The following is a 22,903-nucleotide window of genomic DNA, read 5'->3' as shown; positions in this document are numbered from 1 at the left end:
CCCCTGGCAGGCCCGGCACCCGATGGTCCTCCGGGTGCCGGGCCGCGCCCGGGCGCCCCCACGCGAAAGGCCGCCCCCACCCATGGCCAGACCCCTCACCGCAGCCGTCCCGCGCGCCGCGCTGTCCCTCGCCGCCGGCCTGCTCACCGCCGCCCCGGCCCAGGCCGCCACCGGCGCCGTCACGGGCCTGGCCGGCAAGGCAAGTGCCTCGACGTCGCCGGGGCGAACTCCGCCGACGGCACGGCCGTCCAGCTCTACGACTGCAACGGCAGCGCCGTCCAGCAGTGGACGGTCGGCGGTGGCGGCACCGTCCGCGCCCTCGGCAAGTGCCTGGACGTGACCGGCGACGCGACGGCCGACAGCGTCCGGTTCGTCCGGCGCGCGCAACGGCACCGCCGCCCGGTGTTTCCGGGTGACCCCCGTGCCCCGGCACGCCGACGGCCCCGGCCCCGGTCCGGACGTGGTCGTCCTCGACCCGGCGACGCCGTCCCCGGCCCTCCTCCGCCGCACGGGTGCCCCTCGGAGCCCGGACGTGTGAGGCGCCGCAGCCTGGATACGTGAAGTTGCACGGCACACGGTCCGTCCGGAAGGCCCTCCCTGCGATGACCAGCGACCACCAGTCCGGCCCCCACTCGGAGATCACTCTCCGGGTCAACGGCAAACCCCGCACCCTGCTCGTCGACCACCGGCGGGTCCTGCTGGACCTGCTCCGCGAGGACTTCGACCTGACCGGGTCCAAGAAGGGCTGCGACCACGGCCAGTGCGGTGCCTGCACCGTCCTGGTCGACGGCCGCCGCCTCAACAGCTGCCTGCTGCTCGCCGTCACCCTGGACGGCAGCGAGGTCACCACCATCGAGGGCCTGGGCGGCGACGGCGAGGAGCCGCACCCGCTGCAGCGCGCCTTCCTCGACCGCGACGCCTTCCAGTGCGGCTACTGCACCCCGGGGCAGATCTGCTCCGCCGTCGGCATGCTCGCCGAGGCCGCGGCCGGCCACCCCTCCCACGTGACCGGCCCCGAGGTCCCCTCCGGCCGGCCCGTCCCGCTGGACCGGTCCGAGATCCGCGAGCGGCTCAGCGGCAACCTGTGCCGCTGCGGCGCCTACCCGCGCATCGTCGAGGCGGTGGAGGACGTGCTCCCGTGAAAGGCTTCGCCTACCTCAGGCCCGGCAGCGTCGAGGAGGCCGTCGCGGCCCACGCCGCCCACCCCGGCGCCCGCTACCTCGCCGGCGGCACCAACCTCGTCGACCTCATGAAGCTCGGCGTGGAGAGTCCCGCGGTCCTCGTCGACGTCGGCCGGCTGCCCCTGGACACCGTCGAGGAGCGGCCCGACGGCTCGCTGCGCGTCGGCGCCACCGTCCGCAACAGCGACCTCGCCGCCCACCCGCTCGTCCGCGACCGCTACCCGGTCCTGTCCCAGGCGCTCCTCGCGGGAGCCTCCGGCCAGCTGCGCAACGCGGCCACGACCGGCGGCAACCTCCTGCAGCGCACCCGCTGCCCCTACTTCCAGGACCTGGACAAACCCTGCAACAAGCGGGAGCCGGGCAGCGGCTGCGGGGCCCTGGAGGGCGTCCACCGCGACCACGCGGTCTTCGGGCACTCGCAGCGGTGCGTCGCCACCCACCCCTCCGACATGGCGGTGGCCCTGGCCGCCCTCGACGCCCGCGTGGAGCTGTACGGCACCGAGGGGACCCGCAGCATCCCGGCGGCGGACTTCCACCGGCTGCCCGGCGAGCACCCGGAACGGGACACCGAGATCCGCCCGGGCGAGCTGATCACCGGCGTGCTGCTGCCCGCCGCCCCGGCCGGGCTCCCGTCCGCCTACCGCAAGGCCCGCGACCGCGCGTCGTACGCCTTCGCGCTCGCCTCCGTGGCCGTGGTGCTGGGCGTCGCCGACGGCGTCGTCGACCACGTGGGCATCGCCTTCGGCGGCCTCGCCCACCGGCCCTGGCGGGCCCGGCACGCGGAGACCGCCCTGCTGGGCGCCGCCGCGACGCCCGCCGCCTTCGAGGGCGCCGTCGCCCTCGAACTGGAGCGCGCCGAGCCGTTGCGCGACACCGCCTACAAGGTGCCCCTGGCCCGCAACCTCGCCCTGGACGTCCTCAACCGCCTCGCCCCGGCCCCCGCGCCGCTCTGACGACCCCCGCCCCGGCCCGTCCCAGGAGACCCCATGGCCCCCACCGGCCCGCCCCCGACCACCCCGCCCCCCGGCCCGCCGCCCGGCGCCCGGCCGGCCCGCGGCGGCCTTCCGGCGGACGCTCCGGGGGACCGGCCGGGCCTGCCCGCGGACGGTCCCCGGGCCCGGTCCGGTCCGCCCGCGGGCGGCCCCCCGGCCCCCGCCGGTGCCGACCTGCCACCGGCGGCGGACGCCGCGACCGCGCGCACCCGGCCGCGGCCCGGCGCCACGCCCCCCGTCGGGGCCGCCCTGGGCGCCCCCGTCGAGCGCCGGGAAGGGCGGCAGAAGGTGACCGGGGGCGCCCGGTACGCCGCCGAGCACCCGCTGGCCGGACGTGCCCACGCCTGGCCCGTGCCGGCGGCCGTGGCGCGCGGCCGGGTCAGGGACGTCGACACCGCCGACGCGCTCGCGCTGCCCGGCGTGCTCGCGGTCCTCACCCCCGGTGACGCCCCCCGCCTCGCCGAACCGGACGACGCCACCCTCGCCCTGCTCCAGGACCCGGACGTGCCGCACCGGGGCTGGTGCGTCGCCCTGGTCGTCGCCGAGACACCGGAGACGGCCCGCGCCGCCGCCCGCGCGGTCCACGTCACGTACGACACCGAGGCGCACGACGCCGGCCTGCGCCCCGACCACCCGGACGCCTACGAGCCGGAGGAGGCCAACGGCGGCCAGCCGGGCCGGCTCGACCACGGCGATCCGGAGACCGCCTTCGCCGCCGCGCGGGTCCGCGTGGACACCGAGTACCGCGTGCCGCCCCTGCACAACCACCCCATGGAGCCGCACGCGACCACGGCGCAGTGGGAGGGGGACCGGCTCACGGTGTACACCTCCAGCCAGGGCGGTACGACCGTCCGCTCCGTGCTGGCGTCCCTGTTCGAGCTGCCCGAGGACCGGATCACCGTCGTCGCCGAGCACGTCGGCGGCGGCTTCGGCTCCAAGGGCACGCCGCGCCCCGACGTCGTCCTCGCCGCCATGGCCGCCCGGCACACCGGCCGGCCCGTGACCCTGGCCCACCCCCGCCGCCACCTCCCCACCACGATCGGCCACCGCGCCCCCACCCTGCACCGGCTGCGCCTCGGCGCGACGGAGGACGGGCGCCTCACCGCCCTGCTGCACGAGGTGACCACGCACACCTCCCGCGTCAAGGAGTTCGTGGAGCAGGCCGCCGTGCCGGCCCGCGTCATGTACGCCGCACCGCACCTGCGCACCGTCCACCGGGTGGTCCCGCTGGACGTCCCCAGCCCGTCCTGGATGCGCGCACCGGGCGAGGCCCCCGGCATGTACGCCCTGGAGTCCGCCATGGACGAACTCGCCGGCGCGCTCGGCATCGACCCGGTGGAGCTGCGCATCCGCAACGAGCCGGACCGCGCCCCCGGCAGCGGCAAGCCGTTCAGCAGCCGGCACCTCGTGGAGTGCCTGCGCGAGGGTGCCCGCCGCTTCGGCTGGGCGGAGCGCGACCCGCGCCCGCGCTCCCGCGCCGAGGGGCCGCTGCTGCTGGGCACCGGCGTGGCCGCGGCGACCTACCCGGTGATGGCGTCCCCGTCCACCGCGACCACGCACGCCCTGCCGGACGGCGGCTTCGTGGTCCGGGTCAACGCGGCCGACATCGGCACCGGCGCCCGCACCGTCCTCGCCCAAGTGGCCGCCGACGCGCTCGGCGTGCCCGTGGACCGGGTGCGCACCGAGGTCGGCCGCAGTGACCTGCCCCCGGCCCCGCTGGCCGGCGGCTCCTCCGGCACCGCCTCCTGGGGCTGGGCGGTGCACGAGGCGTGCGTCCAGCTCAGGGAGCGGCTCGCCGGGCACGGCGGCCCGCTGCCGGCCGAGGGGCTGGCCGCCCGCGCCGACACCACCGGGCGGGCCGACGCCGACAGCCCGTACGCCCGGCACGCGTTCGGCGCCCACTTCGCCGAGGTCGCCGTCGACACCGTCACCGGCGAGGTCCGGGTCCGCCGCCTGCTCGGCGTCTACGCCGCCGGGCACATCCTCAACGCCCGCACGGCACGTTCGCAGTTCGTCGGCGGCATGACCATGGGCCTGGGCATGGCCCTGACCGAGGGCAGCACGCTGGACACCGCGTTCGGCGACTTCGCCGAGGCGGACCTGGCCTCGTACCACGTGCCCGCCCACGCCGACGTCCCCGACGTCGAGGCCGTCTGGATCGACGAGGACGACCCCCACCTCAACCCCATGGGCAGCAAGGGCATCGGCGAGATCGGCATCGTCGGCACGGCCGCCGCCATCGGCAACGCCGTCCACCACGCCACCGGCACCCGCTTCCGCGAACTCCCCCTCACGCCGGACCGGATCCTGCCCGCGCTGCTCGCCGAGGGGTGACCGCGTCCGGGGCCGCGGGCCGCCGGCCCGCGGCCCCGGACGGGACACCGGTGGACCCGGGCGGTCCGGACGGCGGTCCGGCCCGCGCGGCCGGTCCGCACACGGGCGGGTCACGACCGGTTGACGAACCGCGTCCGCGAGGGACCCTGGTGTACGCCCGCCCGCCCACCACACACCGAGGGCCCATGACCGACACCCCGCTGCGCGTGCTCGCCGTCGACGACGAGGAACCCGCGCTCGAAGAACTGCTGTACCTCCTGGGCGAGGACCCCAGGGTCGGCAGCGTGGTGCCCGCCCTGGAGGCCACCGGGGCGCTGCGCCGGCTGAGCCGGGCCGTGGAGGGCGGGCCGGACGGCGCGGACGCCCTCGACGTCGTCTTCCTCGACATCAACATGCCGGGTCTCAGCGGCCTGGACGTGGCCCGGCTGCTCGGTGGCTTCGCGGCCCCGCCGCTGATCGTCTTCGTCACCGCCCACGAGGACTTCGCCGTCCGCGCGTTCGACCTCAAGGCCGTGGACTACCTGCTCAAACCCCTGCGCAGGGAGCGCTTCTCGGAGGCCGTGCGACGGGTCGCCGAGCTGACCCGGGCCGGCCAGGGGCCCCGGCCCGCCGTCCCGCCCGCCGGACCCCGCGCCGGCGCGGACCGGCAGCCGGGGCACGCCGCCGACGGCCAGGTCCCGGTGGAACTGGGCGGGGTGACGCGGTTCGTGTCCGTCGCCGACATCACCGACGTCGAGGCCCAGGGCGACTACGCGCGCCTGCACACCGCGCAGGGCAGCCACCTGGTGCGGATCCCGCTGTCCACGCTGGAGGAGCAGTGGCGCCCCCGCGGCTTCGTACGGATACACCGCAGCCGTCTCGTCGCCCTCTCCCGCATCGAGGAACTGCGCCTGGACGGCGGCAACCTGACCGTCCGCGTCGGGGACCGCGTCCTGGCCGTCAGCCGCCGCAACGCCCGTGAGCTGCGGGACCTGCTGACCCGGCGGGCGAACCCCGTCCAGCGTCTACCCCACCACTGACGGGCTGCGTACACTCACCGCAACAAGGTGATCACCGCGGCCTGGGGGAGTGCGTCATGGGTGCGGAGCCCGTCCCGCGCAGGGAGGTGGTCACCGGTGGGCCGCGCACCGTCCGCACCGGCCGGGCGGGCCGCACCCCGCCCCGCCCGGCGACCGCACCCGCACCCCGCCCCGCACCCGGTGACGACACCGCCGTCACGCACCTGATGCGCCGCCAGATACGGACCGGGTTCACGGTGACGGCCCTGCTCGCGGCCCTGCTGGGTTCGCTCCCCGTGGTCCTCCGGCTGCTGCCGGCCACGAGCGCCCGGCCGGACGCCCCACTCGCCGTGTGGCTGGTCCTGGGCGTGGCGCCGTACCCGGCCCTGCTCGGCATCGGGGCCTGGTACGTCCGCCGTGCCGAGCGCGCCGAGGGCGACGTGACCGCGCGTTGAACCGGACGTACGCGATCGCCGGCGTGTCGGCCGTGGTCCTCGCCACGGTGCTCGTCGGCGCGCTGGGCCTGCGCGTCTCCCGGACCACCTCCGACTTCTACGTCGCCTCGCGCAGCGTCCCGCCCCGGCTCAACGCCTGCGCCGTCAGCGGCGAGTACCTGTCCGCCGCCTCCTTCCTCGGCGTCGCCGGGCTCCTCCTCGCCCAGGGCGCCGACATGCTGTGGTTCCCCGTCGGCTACACCGCCGGCTTCCTGGTCCTGCTGGCCTTCGTCGCCGCCCCGCTGCGCCGCTCCGGCGCCTACACCCTCCCGGACTTCGCCGAGGCCCGGCTGGAGTCCCGCGCCGTCCGGCGGATCGCGAGCGTCCTCGTCGTCGGCGTCGGCTGGCTCTACCTGCTGCCCCAGCTGCGCGGCGCCGGCCTGACCCTGCGCCTGCTCACCGGGGCGCCGGGCTGGCTCGGCGGCCCGGTCGTCGCCGGCGTGGTGACCGCGGCGGTGGCCGCCGGCGGCATGCGCAGCGTCACCTTCGTCCAGGCCTTCCAATACGGGCTGAAGCTCGCCGCCCTGCTGGTCCCCGCGGTGTTCCTGCTGCTCGCCTGGGGCGCCGACCACACCCCGGCACCCTCCTGGGACCAGCGCCCCGCCTTCCGGCGCACCACCCAGGTGCACCTCGACCGGCCGCTGACCCTCACCGTCCGCACCCCGGTGCGCGTGGACGCGACCGGAACCGTCGACGACCGCACCCTGCGCGCCGCCCCGCTCACCCTCGGCCGGGGCGCCCACCGGGTCGGCGCCGGCACCACCCTGCGCTTCCCGCCCGGCGCCCCCGTGCCCCTGCCCCGGGAAGAGGGCGGGCGCGCGGCCCCGCCGGGCTGGGCCGGGCCCCTCGCGACCGGCCGGGAACAGCACGGCCTGTACTCCACCTACGGGCTGATCCTCGCCACCTTCCTCGGCACCATGGGCCTGCCGCACGTCGTCGTCCGCTTCTACACCAACCCCGACGGCCGCGCCGCCCGCCGCACCACCGTCGCCGTCCTCGGCCTGCTCGGCGTCTTCTACCTGCTGATCCCCCTCTACGGGGCGCTCGGCCGGCTCTACGCACCCGACCTGCTGCTCACCGGCGACACCGACGCGGCCGTGCTCGTCCTGCCGCACCGGCTGATCGGCGGCGCCGGCGGCGACCTGCTCGGCGCGCTGATCGCGGGCGGCGCCTGCGCGGCGTTCCTGTCCACCGTCTCCGGGCTCACCATGTCGGTCGCCGGCGTCCTCGCCCAGGACGTGCTGCCGGCCCTGGGCCTGCGGCACGTCCGGCTGGCGGCCCTGCCGGCGGTCGCGGTGCCCGCCGCCGCCAACACCGTGGTCGGCGACCTGCCCGTGGCCGACGCGGTCGGGCTCGCCTTCGCCGTGTCCGCGTCCTCGTTCTGCCCGCTGCTCGTCCTCGGGATCTGGTGGCGCGGACTCACCCCGCACGGCGCCGCCGCCGGACTGCTCCTCGGCGGCGGCTCGGCGCTCACCGCGGTCGCGGCGACCATGGCCGGCGCCGCCCGCTCCGGCTGGCCGCACGCCCTGCTGGCCCGGCCCGCCGTCTGGTCGGTCCCCGTGGGCTTCGCCGCCATGGTGCTGACCTCACTGGCCACCCGGGACCGCGTCCCCGCGGGCGCCGGCGCCACGATGGCCCGGCTCCACCTGCCCGAGTCCCTCACCGGCCGCGCCGGTCCGCCCCCGCCCCGGCCGGCCCCGCGGTGACCGCGCGCACCCCGGCCGGCCCCGCAGCGACGAGGAGCCCGATGCCCGGGACCCGCCCGGCCCGCTCCGCGGGACGCCGCCCGTGACCGCGCCCGTCGCCCCGGCGGCACCGGGCACCGTGACGGGAGCGCTGGGCGCCGCGACGGCGCTGGGCACCGTCGCCCTCGCCCTGGCCGGGCTCGCCCTGTTCGCCCTGGGGCTCGCCCTCGGCCACGGCGCCGCCCGCCGCCAGCAGGAGAACCCGGCGGGCCACGGCACCCCCGTCGAACGCGCCACCTTCCACACCCTGCACACCGCCTCGCTCGCCGCACCGCCGCTGCGCGCGGGCCTCACCCCCGACACGGCCCGCAAGGCGGCCCGGCGGCTGCGCCCCCTGCTCGGCACGGTCGCCCTCGCGCTCACCGACGAGGAGTCCGTGCTCGCCTGGGACGGCGCCGGCGGCCACCACCGCGCCGAGGCGGGCCCGCAGATCGCGCAGGCCGTGCGCACCGGCCGCCCCCAGACCTTCGCGCTGTCCTGCGCGGACGGCACCTGTCCGGTCCGCTGGGGCGTCGTGGCACCCCTCCGCGTCGACGGCCGGGCCCCCGGCACGCTCGCCGCCTTCGGCGGCCGGGAGTCCGCCGTGATGGTGCGGGCCGCCGGGGAAGTGGCCCGCTGGGTCTCCGTCCAGCTCGAACTGGTCGACCTGGACCGGGCCCGCTCCAGCGTGATCGAGGCCGAGATCCGGGCCCTGCGCGCCCAGATCTCCCCCCACTTCGTCTACAACTCGCTCGCGAGCATCGCCTCGTTCGTCCGCACCGACCCCGAGCGGGCCCGCGGCCTCCTCCTGGAGTTCGCCGACTTCACCCGCTACTCGTTCCGCCGCAACGGCGACTTCACGACCCTGGCGGAGGAACTGCGCTCCATCGAGCAGTACCTCGAACTCGCCCGCGCCCGCTTCGGCCGGCGCCTCGACGTGACCCTGCGCATCGCCCCGGAGGTGCTGCCCGTCACCCTGCCGTTCCTGTGCCTGCAACCGCTCGTCGAGAACGCGCTCAAACACGGCCTGGGGGAGTCCGCGGGCCGGGGCCGCATCACGATCGCGGCCGAGGACGAGGGGACCGAGGCGCGGGTCGTCATCGAGGACGACGGCGTCGGCATGGACCCGCAGCGGCTGCGCGAGATCCTCCGCGGCCGGGGCGGCCCGTCCGCCGGCATCGGCCTGAGCAACGTGGACACGCGCCTGCGCCAGGTCTACGGCGACGCGCACGGGCTGGTCGTCGAGACAGGCGTCGGCGCCGGCACGAGGATCACCGTGCGCATCCCCAAGTTCCGTCCCGGCGTCCGCCCGGCCCCGCCCCCCGCCTGAGGGCGGCGGTCCGCGTCCCGCCCGGTGCCCCCGCCGGATGCCGGACGCCGCGCGGCCGGGCCGGACCGCGCCGGCCGGTGTGGGACCGTCCGGCGGGGGCACCGGAATGCTGTGGCGCGAGCCATGGTGCGAACTCGCACCCGAGGGTGTGGGAGGGTGCGTGAACGTGCTGGCCCGGCTCGACCGCTACCAGCGGCGGCACCGGTGGGCGGGCGTGCCCCTGGCGGTGGTGTACAAGTTCTTCGACGACCAGGCCGCCTACCTCGCCGCCCTGCTGACGTACTACGGCTTCGTCTCCCTCTTCCCGCTGCTGCTGTTCCTGGTGGCGATCCTCAGCGCCGCCCTGCACGGCAACCCGCACCTCCAGCAGTCGGTGCTGCACTCGGCGCTGAGCGAGTTCCCGGTGATCGGCGACCAGCTCGGCCACAGCGTCCACTCCTTCCACGGCAGCGGGGCGGCCGTGGCCGTCGGGGTCACCGGCAGCCTCTACGGCGCCCTGGGCGTGGCGCAGGCCGCCCAGCACGCCCTGAACAAGATCTTCGCGGTGCCCCGGCACGCCCGTCCCGATCCGCTGCGCTCCCGGCTGCGCGGGGTGTGCTTCCTGCTGCTGCTCGCGGTCGGCCTGTGCCTGACCACGGCCCTGTCCGCCGCCGAGTCCGCGGCCGGCGTCTTCGGCGCCCACCTGGAACTCGGCGTCCGGATCGCCGTCGTCGTCGCGGGCGTCCTGTGCAACGCCGCCCTGCTCCTGCTGAGCTACCGGCTCATGGCCCGGCGCCGGCTGACCCTGCGCGTGCTGTACGGGCCGGCCCTGGGCGGGGCGTGCGCCTGGCAGGCACTGCAGTGGGGCGGCTCCTACTACGTCGGGCACGTGCTGCGGGGCGCCACGGCGACGTACGGCATGTTCGGCATCGTGCTCGGGCTGCTCGGCTGGATCTACCTCGGCGCCGTCGTGTACCTCACCGCGGCCGAGATCATCTCCGTGCGCTGCCTGCGGCTGTGGCCCCGCAGCCTGCTGACCCCGTTCACCGACCACGTCCACCTCGCCACTGGCGACCTGCGCGCCTACCGCTCGTACGCGACCACGGAGGCCTTCAAGGGCTTCGAGAAGATCTCCGTGCGCTTCGGGGAGCCCCCGCCGCCGGCCGTCGGCGACAAGGGACCGCCCTGATCCCGGATCCGCGCCGAAACAGGCCGTTTCGTTCGCGCAGAAGGTGATACCCACCTCTTGTCCGATTCTCGAGTGGTCCGGGAGGACTCATGGCGACAGGCGAAACCGGATTCAGTGACGTCGTCTTCGACCTCATCTCCGTGCAATATCATTCCCTGAAGGCCGGGCACGACTACGGCCAGTACGTGCGTGACGCGGAGAACGCGAACAAGCAGGAGATCGCGGACTTCTTCCGTTCCGTCATGGAGCAGGACTCGGAGCGCGCGGCCCGCTGTCACCGGTTCCTGGCCGAACTGTCCGGTACGCAGGACGCCGGCCCGGCCGTGGACTGAGGTGCGCGCGGACCGGGCCGCCCGGGCGCGCGGCGCCCGGCACCGTCATGCTTCCCCCTGAGTGACACACCCGCCGACGACGAGGCGGCTGCCGGCCCGGCAGCCGCCTCGTCGCTGTCCGCATCCCCTCCCGGCCGCTCCGGCCGGCTCCTTCCCGGGCCGGCCGGAACCGTCGCCGTGCCGTCGCCGGGTACGTCCCGCCGGTGCGCGCCGGCCCGGTCACCGGCCGGCGCGTCCGCTACGCGGTGGCCGGCTCGTACGTCCAGCGCAACAGCGCGCCGAGGCCCCCCGTCGGCAGTCCGGGATCCTCCTCGTCCTCGTCCGGGACCGGGACGACCAGGACGTCGGCGGCGGTGACGGCGGCCGCCCTGAGCAGTGCGTCGTCGGCGCGCACCAGGACCGGATCGCTCTCGCCCAGGGCCTGGGCGTCGGTACGGCGCGTCGCCACCTGGTCGGGGCCGGCGCCCACCCACGCCTCACGGGCCAGCTCCGAGCCGTCGGGCCGGACCAGCAGCGTGTCGATGCGGTGCTCCCGCGCGGCCTCCACCAGGGCCGGGACGCCCTCCACCGCGTCCGTCGCCCGGTCGGTGCCCACCCGTCCGGCCCGGAAGCGGTCGAGCACCTCCTCGACGTGATGGTGCAGGTGCTGCTGCCGGGCCCGCTCGACGGCCGCCTCCAGGGCCGGGGAGGAGGAACCCGCGGCACGCCCGCCGTGCTCGGTCTCGGCCGTCACCTCGCGCACCGCCCCGGGCAGCCTCTCGTGCACGGCCCGCCGCTCGCGCGGATCACCCGCCAGGACGACGAGGTCGGCGCCGCACTCCTCGTACGCCGAGGCCAGCGCTTCGGCGATCTCGCCGGCGTTGTGCTCCCAGGTGTTCTCCACCTTGAGCTGGAAGTGCCGCTCGTTCCACTCGGCCGAGGCCGTGCGGTGGACCGGACGGCGCTGTCCCTCGACCTGCCCGGCGTCCTGCGGGCCCGTCGCGCCGCGCAGCTCGAAGTCGGCGCCGGTGCGGTCGATGTACGCCACCAGGCAGACCGGATCCTGGCCGGACAGCTCCAGCAGCGGCGTCAGCCGCGGCAGCGGCGCCCAGCAGGCGATCGGGCGCCGCGGCGGCCGGGAGAGGCGGTGGCTGAGCACCACCTGTCCGCCGGTGGCGAAGAAGACCCGTCCCGCCGGGTCCTCGGCGGGGCTCGTGGCCATCAGGGCGGCGCGCACCGCCTCGACGGTCGCGGCGTCGGCGCCCTCCTCCTCCAGGGTCCGGCAGGCCTGCCGGACGGACAGCTCGTGCTGTTTCGCGCCCCTCTCGTCGTTCGGGGCGGCGCCGAAGTAGACGGTGGCCCAGGGGCCGGGGGTGTCGAAGAGCGGGTGCAGGAATGACAGGTGCACGCTTCCTCCACTTGCCTGCTGTGTCCGGTTTCACCCCCCTCGGCGGGCCGAGTGCCCGACGGGCGGCCCGGGACACGCGGGACCGGCCGCCGATCCCCGCACGGCCGGCCGGGACGGGCCCGGCGGGCGGGAGCGGGGTCATGGAGGTGGTGCGGCCGGCCCGCGTGTCCCGGGCCGGATCGGCGGGGCCGGGCGGCCGGCGCCCGGTGCCCCGCGGTGTCCGGGGACGGGCCCCGCCCCGGTCCCCGTCCGCCGTCGGACCGCCGGGTTCCGGCCGCCCGGCCCCGCCCGGTGGCCGGACCGCGATCCGTATGATGTGCGGGTGAAGTGGTGGTGCGGGTGGAACTAGGTGTTGCGGTCACGCTGGCGCGTGAGATCGCCGAGGACGTTCTGGCTCGTCAGGCCGACGCCGTGGACGCCGAGCGCCGCTGGCCGGCCGAGGGCATGGAGGCGCTCCGCTCCCGGCTGGGCGGCCTGGTGGTGCCCGCGGAGTCCGGGGGCATGGGCCACGGCCTGCTGGCGGTGGCGCAGGTCGGCGAGGCGACCGGGCGGGCGTGCGCGTCGACGTCCATCTGCTTCGGCATGCACCTGGTGGGGTCGGCGGTGATCGCGGCGAAGGCCGACCGCCGTCAGCGGGAGCACTACCTGGAACCCATCGCCGCGGGTGAGCACCTCACGACCCTGGCGCTGTCGGAGCCGGCCACCGGCGTCGAGTTCTGGCTGCCCCAGACGCGCATGGAGCGCGGTGACGCCGGGGAACTGCGGCTGAGCGGGGCGAAGAGCTTCGTCACCAACGCCGCTCACGCCGACTCCTACGTGGTGTCCGCGGTCGCGACCGGTCCGGGCACCCCGCCGGGGCAGTTCTCCTGCGCGGTGGTCGACGCCGGCACACCGGGACTGCGGTGGGGCGACGCCTGGGAGGGGTTCGGCATGCGGGGCAACGCCTCCCGCGGGCTGGAACTGCCCGGGGTGCGGATCCCCGGCTGGTGCCTGCTGGGCGAGGAGGGCGACGAGATCTGGTACGTCTTCAACGTCGTCGCCCCCTACTTCCTGATGGCCATGGCCGGCACCTACCTCGGGGTCGCCGCGGCGGCCCTGGACGAGGCGCGCAGGCACCTGCTGCGGCGCAAGGCGGCGCGCGCGGGGCGTCCCCCCGCCGGCCAGCCCGTCGTCCAGCACCGCCTGGGCACGATGTGGGCCCGCGTCGAGCGCACCCGCCGGCTGATCTACCACGCCGCCGCGGAGGCGGAGATCGGCGGCCCCGAGGCCCTGCTCGGGCTGGCCTCGGCCAAGGCGGAGGTCGCCGAAGCCGCCGAAGCGACCGTGAACGACGCCCTCACGCTGGTCGGGGGCGTCGGCTACGGCGAGCGCTCGTCCCTGCACCGCCTGCTGCGCGACGCCCGCGCCGCGCACGTGATGTCCCCGGTCACCGACCTGCTGCGGGTGTGGACCGGCCGGGCCCTGCTGGACGAACCCCTGCTGGAGGGGTGACGTGCACGCAGCCGCGCCCCTACTGTTGCTGGTGGACGTGGCCCGCCGCACGGTCGGGCCCATGGAGGACGGCCCGGCGGGCCCGGTCGAGGTCATCGAGACCACGGCCGAGGACGTCCTGGCCTACGCCGGCGGCACCCCGGGCCAGCGCCGTCCCACGGTGGTGGTCCTCGGACCGGGGCTGACGGCGCCGGTCGGCCTGATCCACTCCCTGCGCCCCCACGCCACGGACCTGCTGGTCGCCGTGATGACCGGTCCCGGCTCCGCCGCCGGACTCGCCACGCTCCCCCTGCTGTTCTCCGCGGACGTCGTGCGCCGCGTGCCGGGCCGGGTGCCCGGCACGGTGACGGAACTGCTGCGGCAGCTCTCCCGGCGGCGGGTCCACGCCGCGGCGCTCGCCGCGGCCCAGCAGCAGCTGTCCACCGGCACGTCGTTCCACCGGCACCTGGGCGAGCGGCTGCTGGGGCAGTTCCTGTCCCAGGCCCCGATCGGGGCGCTCATGCTGGACGGGGACCGGGTGATCGCCTGGAACCGCAGGGCGGCCGACATGCTGCAGCTGACCGAGCGGGACACGCTCCACCGGCCGCTGGCCGACCTGTTCGCCGAGGACGAGCGCGCGGCGTTCCGCGAGTACCTGGCCGCGTCCGGCACCAGCCGTGCCGCCGAGCCCGACGCCCTGTTCGAACGGGCCCGGCCCGACGGAGCCCTGCAGTCCCTGCGGGTCGCGGCCCAGCAGGTCACCGACGCCGAGGGCCGCGGCCGCACGCTGGTACTGGCCGAGGACGTCACCGACCGCATGCACGCCCAGCGCAAACTCGCCGAGCGCACCAGCCACGCCCTGCTCACCGCCGAGGTCGCCGCCGCCATGACGGCTTCCGGGCCGCTGGCGGAGCGCCTGCACACCTGCGTCCGCGCCGCGACCGAGCGGCTGGCCGCCGACCGCGTCTGCATCTGGACCCTGAACCACCGGGGCGAGCTGGAGCACACCGCCTGCGCCGACGGCGACACCGGATCCGGGGACTCTCCCTGCCGGGAGACCACCCGTCGACTGGTGGAACGGGTCCTCAGCACCCGCCGTCCCCACCTCGACGTCGCACCCGGCCCGGCCCCGGCACCCGGCCCGGCCCCGGCACCCGGCCCGGCCCCGGCACCCGGCCCGGCCCCGGCACCCGGGCGGGGCCCGGTCCCCCGCTCGTTCGCCGGCCACCCCCTGGTGTCCGGCGGAGAACTGATCGGCGTGCTCGCGCTGCACACCCGGTTCGCCGTGCCGGGTTCCACCCTGTCCACCCTCGGGAACATCGCCGACCAGATCGCGGTCGGCACCCAGCGGGACCGCCTCCTGCACCGCCTGCACGAGAGCACCCGGGCCCTGGAGCGCCCCCTGCTGCCGCCCCTGCTGCCCGACCTGCCGGGCTTCGAACTGGCCGCCCGTTATGTCCCCTTCGGTCGGGGGCTGCACATCGGCGGGGACTTCTACGACGCCTTCAGCGCCCCCGACGGCCGGCACGTCCTGGTCCTCGGGGACGTCTGCGGCAAGGGACCCGACGCGGCGGCCATCACCGGTCTGGTCCGCCACACCCTGTGGGCCGCCGCCCAGCACACCAGCGACCCGAACCACGTGCTCGGCCTCGTCAACAGCGCGCTGCGCCGTCAGAGCGCCCCGTTCTGCACGCTCATCTACGCCGTGCTCGACACCCGCGGCCCCACGGCCCGCCTGCGGATCGCCTGCGCCGGCCACCCGGCACCGCTGCTGCGCCGCGCGGACGGCCGCACGGTGCCCCTGGCGGTCCAGGGACCCCTGCTGGGCGTGCTGGAGGCCCCCCGCCATCCGGTGTCCGAGGTGGAGCTGCGGCCCGGGGAGACCCTGGTGCTGTACACCGACGGCTTCACCGAGGGGGCCGGCGGCCGGGACCAGCGGACGCCGGAGGACCTCGCGGCCCTGCTCACCGCGCTGCCGCCGGCCGGCACCGCCGGTCTCGCCGAGCACGTGGTCGACACCCTGCTGGACTCCGCGCACCGCTGGTGGGGCGAGCGCCTGCGGGACGACCTGGCCGTACTGGCCCTGACCGCCGCGCCCCGGGGTGCGCGGCCCGCAGGCCCGTGCCGCACACCCCGGCCCGGTCTCAGCCCTGCGGCTGGAGCTCCCCGGGCCGGTCGCACGCCGACGGCCGGCCCGGACACCCGGCGCGCCGGTTCGCCGCCGACACCACCGCGTCGGTCAGGGCCCTGGTGAGGTCGGCCCCGGTGCCGACGCCCCAGTGCACCTCGCCCTCCACCAGGCATTCGGCGTAGCAGACCGTCTGCTCGCCGATCGTGTCGAGAGGCTGGCTCACTGTTTCCAGCACGGACACCTGCCGCAGCGGCGTCAGGGCCGTGCTCAGGGCCTCCGAGAGGTCGATGCCCGCGCCCATGAGGCTCGCCGGCTCCCCGGCGGCCTCCACGTCGAGGGTGAGGTGGCAGGTGCCATCTGCCGTGGTGTCGATGTGGTGGTCCCGCACCGAGATTCGGCCCCATGGAGTGTCGTCCTGGGCGAGGTAGGTGTCGCGGAACAGGGACCAGATGCGCTCCGGGGTGACCTCGCCACCGCGCGTGTCCGTGTAGTCCTGGATGATCCGGGAGAACTCGATCTGCAGTCGGCGGGGCAGGTCGAGGCGGTGGTTGGTCTTCAGCACATAAGCCACACCCCCCTTGCCGGACTGGGAGTTGACGCGGATCACCGCCTCGTACGAGCGGCCGACGTCCTTGGGGTCGATCGGCAGGTAGGGCACCTCCCAGACGACGTCCGTCACCAGCTGGCCCAGTGCGGCGGCCTTCTCCTCCAGCGCTGCGAAGCCCTTATTGATCGCGTCCTGGTGCGACCCGGAGAATGAGGTGTACACCAGGTCCCCGGCATAGGGGTGCCGGGCGGGCACCTTCATCTGCGTGCAGTGTTCGGCCGTGCGCCGGACGTCATCGATCGCCGAGAAGTCGATCAGCGGATCCACGCCCTGGCTGAACAGGTTCAGGCCCAGGGTGACGAGATCGACGTTGCCGGTGCGTTCGCCCTGCCCGAAGAGGCAGCCCTCGATCCGGTCCGCACCCGCCATCACGGCGAGTTCGGCCGCCGCGACGGCGGTGCCCCGGTCGTTGTGCGGATGGGCGGACAGGCAGACGTGGACGCGGCGCGAGAGGTGACGGGACATCCACTCGAAGCGGTCCGCGTACGTCGACGGGGTGGAGCGCTCGACGGTGGCCGGCAGGTTCAGGATGATCTCCCGGCCCTCCTCGGGCTGCCAGACGTCCATCACCGCCTCGCAGACCTCCAGGGCGAACTCCGGCTCGGTGTCGGTGAAGATCTCCGGGCTGTACTGGAACCCGAACACCGTGTCGCCGCCCAGCAGTTTGTCGGCATACCGCATCACCAGCTGGGTGCCGTCGACCGCGATCCGCCGGGTCGCCTCCTCGTCGTTGCGGAAGACGACGCGGCGGAAGAGCGGGGCGGTGGCGTTGTACAGGTGCACGGTGGCCCGGTCCGCGCCCACCAGGCTCTCCACGGTCCGCTCGATCAGTTCCTCGCGCGCCTGGGTCAGCACCGAGATCGTCACGTCGTCCGGGATCGCGTCCTCTTCGACGAGCGAACGCACGAAGTCGAAGTCGGTCTGGCCCGAGGCCGGGAAACCGATCTCGATCTCCTTATAGCCCATCCGGACGAGCAGGTCGAACATGATCCGCTTGCGCTTGGGCGGCATGGGGTCGATCAGCGCCTGGTTACCGTCGCGCAGGTCGGTCGACAACCAGCGCGGGGCCGCGGTGAGGCGGTTCGACGGCCAGGTGCGGTCCGGCAGGTCCACGGACTCGTAGGGACGGTACCGGTGCACGGGCATTCCGGAGGCCCGCTGTCGCACAGTGGCTGCGGTGATCGGTGTCGGGCGGCGCTCCGGCCGCTGCAGGGGCGCCGGCTCGGCGGCGGGGGCGGTCACAGCCGCTCCATGGCGGTCTTGATGCGGTCCACCGCTTCCCCGAGAGTCTTCGGGTCCGTGGCGAATGCCAGCCGGACGTGCCGCTCACCGCCGGGGCCGAAGGCGAAGCCCGGGGTGACGGCCACCTTCGCTTCGCGCAGCAGCCAGGTGGTGAAGGCCGCGGGGTCGGCGAACCGGGTGCCGCCGATGTCGCAGAAGGCGTACAGGGCGGCGTCCGGGCTCGGGCAGACGAAACCGGGGATGCCGGACAGGCCCTCCACCAACAGGTCGCGGCGGGCCTCGTACGCCGCGCGCATCTCCTCGACGGGTTCCTGCGGGCCGGTCAGGGCGCTGATCCCGCCCCGCTGCACGAAGGAGCCGGCGCAGCCCACCGTGTGCTGCTGCACCTTCAGCATCTGCGCCGAGACGTCCTCGGGCGCCGCCACGTAGCCCAGGCGCCAGCCCGTCATGGCGTAGCCCTTGGAGAAGCCGTTGACCGTGAGGGTGCGGTCGGCCATGCCGGGCAGCGCCGCGATGCTGAGGTGCTCGCCTCGGAAGCGGACCTTTTCGTAGATTTCGTCGGTGATGACGAACAGGTCGTGGGCCCGGGCCACCTCCGCGACCGCCTCCGCCTCGGTGGCGGTGAGGACGTTGCCGGTCGGGTTGTTCGGGTTGTTGATCAGCAGGGCACGGGTCCGCGGGGTGAGGCGCTCCTCCAGGTTTTCCCGGGTGAGGCGGAAGCCGTTGTCCGTGCTCAGCGGGGCGAAGACGGGTTCGGCCCCGGCGAGACGGGCCATGGCCGGGTAGCTCACCCAGCTGGGTGTGGGGATCAGCAGCTCGTCACCCGGTCCGAGCAGCGTCATGACCGAGAGAAACAGCGCGTGCTTGGCGGAGGGGGTGACGATGACCTGGCGGGCCGGGTCCACGGACAGGCCGTTGTCCTTCAACAGCTTGTCTCCGATGGCCTCCAGCAGCGCGGGCAGGCCGCGGCTGGGCGTGTAGTGGGTGAAGCCGCCGCCCAGCGCCTGCGTGCCCCCGGCGGTGATGTGACCGGGTGTGTCGAAGTCGGGTTCGCCGCCGTTGAGGTCGAGGATCGACTCGCCCCGGGCACGCAATTCTGCGGCCAGGTCGAGGATCGCGTAGGTGGGTGATTCTTCGATCCCTGCGAAGCGGGAGGCCACGCGAGAGACGGGCACAGTGGGTTCTCCTGTCGGTAGCGCACGGGGTGAGGCGCGCGCAGCCCGCACGAGCGGGGTGATGCGCGGGCGGCACGGGAGAGGGGAGGAGGGAGAGGACAGAGATGGGGGAAGGGGGAGGACGGGGTGGATGCCCGGGCGGCGTGGACCGGCGTCAGTCGGCCACGCGGCCCCGCACGCTGTCGACCCAGGCGTCGGCGTGGCTGTCGGCGGTGGCGTCGTCCCGGAAGGCGTAGGTCTTGAGCAGCCAGCGGGACTTGGCCTTCACCGGGTCGTGAATCTCGATCTTCTCCCGGCTGTGCATGCCGTCCTGGTTGGCCAGGACGAACAGGTCGCCGGTGAGGATGCGGTGGCGCTGCTTGTCGGCCTTCGCCAGCGCGTCCTTGACCGCGATGATCGCGTCCCGGGCCTCGATCGGGGCGTCGGTGGCGACGGTGGTCGCGGTGTCCATGTACCGGAAGCTGTGGTCGTTGTAGAGGATCGCGTGCTTCTCGGACTCAGTCAGGGTCGCGTTGAACTCACGGGAGAAGACGTCGAAGGACGTGACGAAGTACGGCCGGCGCAGCGTCTCCTGTATCTGCTCGTCGAGGTGTTCGAGCAAGGCCGTGCCGTCGACGTACCCGGTGTAGATGACGTCATCGGGGCAGCGCATGCCGAGCAGGGAGATGTAATCGGCGCGGACCGGGTGCGCGGTGCGGTCGTTGTGGAAGTACAGCTCGCTGTCGCTGTATCCGGTGAACATCCCGTCGAAGCGGTTGTAGGCGACGACGTCGGTGAAGAAGTCGCCCCGGTTGCGGGCGTAGGTCAGCAGGGGCGTCCCTACGAGCTGGTTGAACAGCTCGAGCAGTGCCTCGCCGACGAAGGTCTTCTTCTTCCTGTGCTTGTCGCTGACCGGATCGTCGTGGTCGAGGACCGGCACCTCGGCGTCGATGGGTACGTTGCGCAGCACGTGCGCCTGGGAGACGCCGGAGCGACGCTCGTCCTTGACGCGGACGCACACCTCGGTGAAGAAGGCGGGGACCCGGCCCTGGTCGATCAGATCGGTGATCGCCCGGGAGAAGGCCGCGTAATCCTCGTAGGGGTGTTTTCCGACGGAGGCGAGGAGGTCGTACAGCTCGTCGTGTTCCGACGAGTCCAGCGCGTGGATGGGTCGCATCGCTTGCTTCCTGATCCTGGTCGACAGTCACCACGGGCCCACGCCGGAGCGGGGGCGGGTGGGGGATTCGGGAAGGAATATCCGACGGGCGCCGAGACGCAGTCAACGGACCTCATCAAAAGGTGGAGGTGTCCATCATAAAGGTGGAGGAATCCCGGACGTCATTCCTCTGTTGTGTGGATTCCGTAGTCCGGTGCCGATCCACTGTGCTTACCGTGGCCGACGAATCATGAGCGTCTTGCATGACGAATTCAGTTCGGGGAGACCTGGTGAAACTGTCGCAGTGTTCCGCATTCGTCGCAGTGGCCGAGACGGAAAGCTTCACCCGGGCCGGACTGCGGCTCGGCATCAGTCAGTCGGCGGTGAGCCACGCGGTGGCGGCGCTGGAGAAGGAGCTCGGGGTGACGCTGATGCGCCGCGAGCGCGGCGGCGTCACCCTCACCGCGGAGGGCAGGCGGGTGCTCCAGCATGCCCAGGCCGTGGTGCACCACGCCGAACTGGTGATCCTGCGGGCGCGTGCCGCCCGGGCCGACGACGGCCCGCTGCGGGTGGCGACGGTACCCACCTTCGCCTCGCAGCTGCTGCCGCGGCTGATGGTCCAGCTGGCCGCCACCGGCCGGGAGCCGGCCATCACCGTCCGGGAGGCCGACGACAAGCAGATAGGCCGCTGGTTGAGAGCTGGCGGCGTGGACGTGGGCATCACCTACTCCGCGCCACCCGGAGTGGTCACGGCACCCCTGGTGCGCGAGACCTTGTACGCCCTGGTCGCCCGGGACCACCCGCTCGCCGGTGCCCGTGCCCTGCCGTACGAGCAGGTCGCGGCCCTGCCGCTGATCATCCCCTCCTGGGACCCGGAAGCAGCGGTGCTGCGCACCCTGCGGGAGGCGGACGGGGAGCTGGCGGTCCCGCACCACATACGGGACCTGAACACGGTGCTGTCTATGGTCGGCGAGGGACTGGGAGCGACGATTCTGCCGGACACCGTGCTGCCGGCGGTGCTGCCCGGCCTGCGGGTCCTGCAGTTGGCGCCGCGCCGCTCACGTCAGCTGTTCCTCAGTGTCCGGGCCGCCGAGGACGACGACCGGGTCCGGGCGTTCGCCGCCGCCGCCCGGGAGATCGCCGGGCGGCGGATCAACGACCTGCGCGCTCTGGTGGGCCCTCAGAGCGATGTCGTGACGGGCATGGCCGACCGGCGCGTGCTCTCGTAGGAGGCGATCGAGTCCTCGTGCCGAAGGGTGTCGGCGATGAGGTCGAGGCCCGACAGCAGCCGCCGGCGGGCTCCTTCCTCGATGCGGAAGGAGGCGCAGACCTCCCCGCAGCGCAGGCTGGATTCTGTCAGGTCGACGGTGACCCGGCGGGCCGGCTCGGCGGTGACCAGGTCCCACAGCCGTTCGACGGTCTCCTCGGCCAACGTGACCGGTAGCAGGCCGTTCATCAGCGCGTTGCCGTGAAAGATATCGCCGAAGCGGGGCGCGACCACGGCGCGGAAACCGTAGTTCAGCAGTGCCCACACCGCGTACTCGCGCGAGGAGCCGGTGCCGAAGTCGTTGCCGGCGATCAGCACGCTGGCACCCTGGTATTGGGGCTGGTTGAGCACGAAGCCGGGATCCGTGCGCCAGTCGGCGAACAGCGCGTCGGCGTGCCCGGTGCGCTCGGAGTGGTTGAGGAACCGCACCGGGATGATCTGGTCGGTGTCGACGTCGCTGCGCCGCAGCGGCATTGCCGTGCCGTGGTGGACGGTGAACTTCTCCAAGGCAGCTTCCTTACAGGTCGTCGGGGGCGGCCAGCCGCCCGGACACGGCGGTGGCAGCGGCGACTGCCGGGGAGACGATGTGGGTGCGCGACCCCCGGCCCTGCCGCCCCTCGAAATTGCGGTTGTTCGTGGAGGCGGCCCGCTCCCCGGGGCGCAGCCGGTCCTCGTTGAGGGCTGCGCACATCGAACAGCCGGCGCCGGCCCGGAAGTCCGCGCCAGCCCGGTCGAATACGTCGGCCAGTCCCTCCGCGACGGCCTGGCGGCGCACGCTCGCCGATCCCGGGACGATCATCAGGTGGACGCCTTCGGCCACCTTGCGGCCCCGGAGGACCTCCGCCACGGCACGCAGGTCCTCGATCCGGCCGTTGGTGCAGGAACCGACGAACACGGAATCCACCGGCACGTCCCGCATCGCGGTGCCCGGCGTCAGCGCCATGTAGTCCAGCGCGTGGCGGGCCGCCGCACGCTCCGACTCGGTGGCGAAGTCGCCCGGATCCGGGACCAGGCCGTCGAGCGGCACGCTCTGGGCGGGATTGGTGCCCCAGGACACGTACGGAGACACGGCGCCGCCGTCCAGGACGACCTCCTTGTCGAACACCGCGTCCGGATCGCTGCGCAGCTGCGTCCAGTGTTCAGCCTCCGCGTTCCAGGCGGCGCCCCGCGGCATGCCCGGACGGCCGGCCAGGTACTCCAGCGTCGTGGCGTCGGGTGCGATCATCCCGGCCCGCGAGCCCGCCTCCACCGTCATGTTGCACAGGGTCATCCGTCCCTCCATCGACAGAGCGTCAATGGCGGTGCCGCGGTACTCCACGATATGGCCCTGGCCGCCCGCGGTGCCGATCCGGGCGATGAGGGCGAGGACCAGGTCCTTCGCCGTCACACCCGGGCGCAGGGGGCCGCCGACGGTCACGGCCATGTCGCGGGGACGCTTCATCGCCAGCGTCTGGGTGGCCAGCACGTGCTCGACCTGGCTGGTGCCGATGCCAAAGGCGAGGGCGCCGAAGGCCCCCTGCGTCGTGGTGTGCGAGTCGCAGCACACGATCGTCATGCCGGGCCGGGTCAGGCCCAGTTCCGGACCGATGACGTGGACGATGCCCTGCTGGGGGTCGCCGACGCGCAACAACGGGATGCCGAACTCGGCGCAGTTCTTGCGCATTAGCTCCGACTGGCGGCGGGCCACCGGGTCCTGGATGGGCTTGTCGACGGCAATGGTGGGGACGTTGTGATCCTCGGTCCCCAGTGTGAGGTCCGGGCGCCGCACCCGCCGCCCAGCGGTCCGCAGGCCGTCGAAGGCCTGCGGGGTGTTGACTTCGTGCAGCAGGTGCAGGTCGATGTAGAGCAGGTCCTCGCCACTGTCACCGGGGTGGACGACGTGCGCGTTCCAGACCTTCTCGGCCAGGGTCGAGCCCATGGGTGCTCCTCGTGCGGT

The 22,903-nt window shown here is 74.5% G+C and carries 18 protein-coding genes and 1 pseudogene; 13 read left to right on the top strand and 6 right to left on the bottom strand.

The window, feature by feature from the left end:
- Window positions 1-82: 82 nt before the first annotated feature.
- The 10 genes and pseudogenes from QQY24_RS34690 to QQY24_RS04380 all read left to right on the top strand — a co-directional run.
- Window positions 83-360, top strand: a pseudogene (locus QQY24_RS34690) (ricin-type beta-trefoil lectin domain protein); the annotation flags it as partial.
- Window positions 361-602: 242 nt separating this feature from the next.
- On the top strand, window positions 603-1,142 hold the full coding sequence (locus tag QQY24_RS04420; protein WP_301971342.1) for a (2Fe-2S)-binding protein: 540 nt from the start codon (window positions 603-605) through the stop codon (window positions 1,140-1,142).
- Window positions 1,139-2,134 (top strand): xanthine dehydrogenase family protein subunit M, encoded by a 996-nt coding sequence (locus QQY24_RS04415; protein WP_301971341.1) that lies wholly within the window; start codon window positions 1,139-1,141, stop codon window positions 2,132-2,134. The genes QQY24_RS04420 and QQY24_RS04415 overlap by 4 nt, the downstream gene beginning before the upstream one ends.
- A gap of 33 nt (window positions 2,135-2,167) precedes the next feature.
- Complete coding sequence (locus QQY24_RS04410; protein WP_301971340.1) at window positions 2,168-4,507, top strand: xanthine dehydrogenase family protein molybdopterin-binding subunit; 2,340 nt, start codon at window positions 2,168-2,170, stop codon at window positions 4,505-4,507.
- A 185-nt stretch (window positions 4,508-4,692) separates the two neighbouring features.
- On the top strand, window positions 4,693-5,526 hold the full coding sequence (locus QQY24_RS04405; protein WP_301971339.1) for a LytTR family DNA-binding domain-containing protein: 834 nt from the start codon (window positions 4,693-4,695) through the stop codon (window positions 5,524-5,526).
- A gap of 56 nt (window positions 5,527-5,582) precedes the next feature.
- Window positions 5,583-5,960, top strand: coding sequence for a hypothetical protein (locus QQY24_RS04400; protein WP_301971338.1), 378 nt, complete (start codon window positions 5,583-5,585; stop codon window positions 5,958-5,960).
- Window positions 5,957-7,705 (top strand): cation acetate symporter, encoded by a 1,749-nt coding sequence (locus tag QQY24_RS04395; RefSeq protein ID WP_301971337.1) that lies wholly within the window; start codon window positions 5,957-5,959, stop codon window positions 7,703-7,705. Before QQY24_RS04400 ends, QQY24_RS04395 begins: the two co-directional genes overlap by 4 nt.
- A 193-nt stretch (window positions 7,706-7,898) precedes the next feature.
- Entirely contained in the window at window positions 7,899-9,053 is a 1,155-nt protein-coding gene (locus QQY24_RS04390; protein WP_301976142.1) for a sensor histidine kinase, read from the top strand.
- A 160-nt stretch (window positions 9,054-9,213) separates the two neighbouring features.
- Entirely contained in the window at window positions 9,214-10,221 is a 1,008-nt protein-coding gene (locus QQY24_RS04385) for a YihY/virulence factor BrkB family protein (protein WP_301971336.1), read from the top strand.
- A gap of 89 nt (window positions 10,222-10,310) precedes the next feature.
- Window positions 10,311-10,553, top strand: coding sequence for an acyl carrier protein (locus QQY24_RS04380; protein ID WP_301971335.1), 243 nt, complete (start codon window positions 10,311-10,313; stop codon window positions 10,551-10,553).
- Window positions 10,554-10,791: 238 nt separating this feature from the next.
- Here QQY24_RS04380 and QQY24_RS04375 read toward each other — a convergent pair whose 3' ends face one another.
- Window positions 10,792-11,940: a Vms1/Ankzf1 family peptidyl-tRNA hydrolase gene (locus QQY24_RS04375; protein ID WP_301971334.1), complete on the bottom strand. Its 1,149-nt coding sequence runs from the start codon at window positions 11,938-11,940 to the stop codon at window positions 10,792-10,794.
- Between the two features lie 339 nt (window positions 11,941-12,279).
- On the opposite strand from QQY24_RS04375, the gene QQY24_RS04370 reads away from it, so the two are divergent.
- Together QQY24_RS04370 and QQY24_RS04365 are read left to right on the top strand one after the other, a co-directional pair.
- Entirely contained in the window at window positions 12,280-13,431 is a 1,152-nt protein-coding gene (locus tag QQY24_RS04370; protein WP_301971333.1) for an acyl-CoA dehydrogenase family protein, read from the top strand.
- A 1-nt stretch (window position 13,432) separates the two neighbouring features.
- The gene (locus tag QQY24_RS04365) at window positions 13,433-15,664 is read left to right on the top strand and encodes a SpoIIE family protein phosphatase (RefSeq protein ID WP_301971332.1); all 2,232 of its coding nucleotides are present in this window, start codon (window positions 13,433-13,435) and stop codon (window positions 15,662-15,664) included.
- On the opposite strand, the gene leuA is transcribed toward QQY24_RS04365, so the two are convergent.
- The 3 genes from leuA to QQY24_RS04350 form a co-directional block, all read right to left on the bottom strand.
- Window positions 15,555-17,294, bottom strand: a complete 1,740-nt coding sequence (gene leuA / locus QQY24_RS04360; RefSeq protein ID WP_301976141.1) for a 2-isopropylmalate synthase — start codon at window positions 17,292-17,294, stop codon at window positions 15,555-15,557. The two genes, QQY24_RS04365 and leuA, sit on opposite strands and share 110 nt — an antisense overlap.
- Window positions 17,295-17,386: 92 nt before the next feature.
- Window positions 17,387-18,565, bottom strand: coding sequence for a pyridoxal phosphate-dependent aminotransferase (locus tag QQY24_RS04355; protein ID WP_301971331.1), 1,179 nt, complete (start codon window positions 18,563-18,565; stop codon window positions 17,387-17,389).
- Window positions 18,566-18,719: 154 nt separating this feature from the next.
- Window positions 18,720-19,721: a TauD/TfdA family dioxygenase gene (locus QQY24_RS04350; protein ID WP_301971330.1), complete on the bottom strand. Its 1,002-nt coding sequence runs from the start codon at window positions 19,719-19,721 to the stop codon at window positions 18,720-18,722.
- 269 nt (window positions 19,722-19,990) lie between these two features.
- Between QQY24_RS04350 and QQY24_RS04345 the strand changes: the two genes are divergently transcribed.
- Complete coding sequence (locus QQY24_RS04345; protein WP_301971329.1) at window positions 19,991-20,929, top strand: LysR family transcriptional regulator; 939 nt, start codon at window positions 19,991-19,993, stop codon at window positions 20,927-20,929.
- Here the strand turns inward: QQY24_RS04345 and leuD are convergent.
- Both leuD and leuC read right to left on the bottom strand, forming a co-directional pair.
- Window positions 20,881-21,474: a 3-isopropylmalate dehydratase small subunit gene (gene leuD / locus QQY24_RS04340; protein ID WP_301971328.1), complete on the bottom strand. Its 594-nt coding sequence runs from the start codon at window positions 21,472-21,474 to the stop codon at window positions 20,881-20,883. The two genes, QQY24_RS04345 and leuD, sit on opposite strands and share 49 nt — an antisense overlap.
- A gap of 10 nt (window positions 21,475-21,484) precedes the next feature.
- Window positions 21,485-22,885 (bottom strand): 3-isopropylmalate dehydratase large subunit, encoded by a 1,401-nt coding sequence (gene leuC, locus QQY24_RS04335; protein ID WP_301971327.1) that lies wholly within the window; start codon window positions 22,883-22,885, stop codon window positions 21,485-21,487.
- Window positions 22,886-22,903 lie beyond the last annotated feature (18 nt).

This window comes from Streptomyces sp. TG1A-8 (assembly GCF_030499535.1).
In the GTDB taxonomy this organism is placed as follows: Bacteria; Actinomycetota; Actinomycetes; order Streptomycetales; family Streptomycetaceae; genus Streptomyces.
This window is presented reverse-complemented; position numbering and strand designations above follow the sequence as displayed.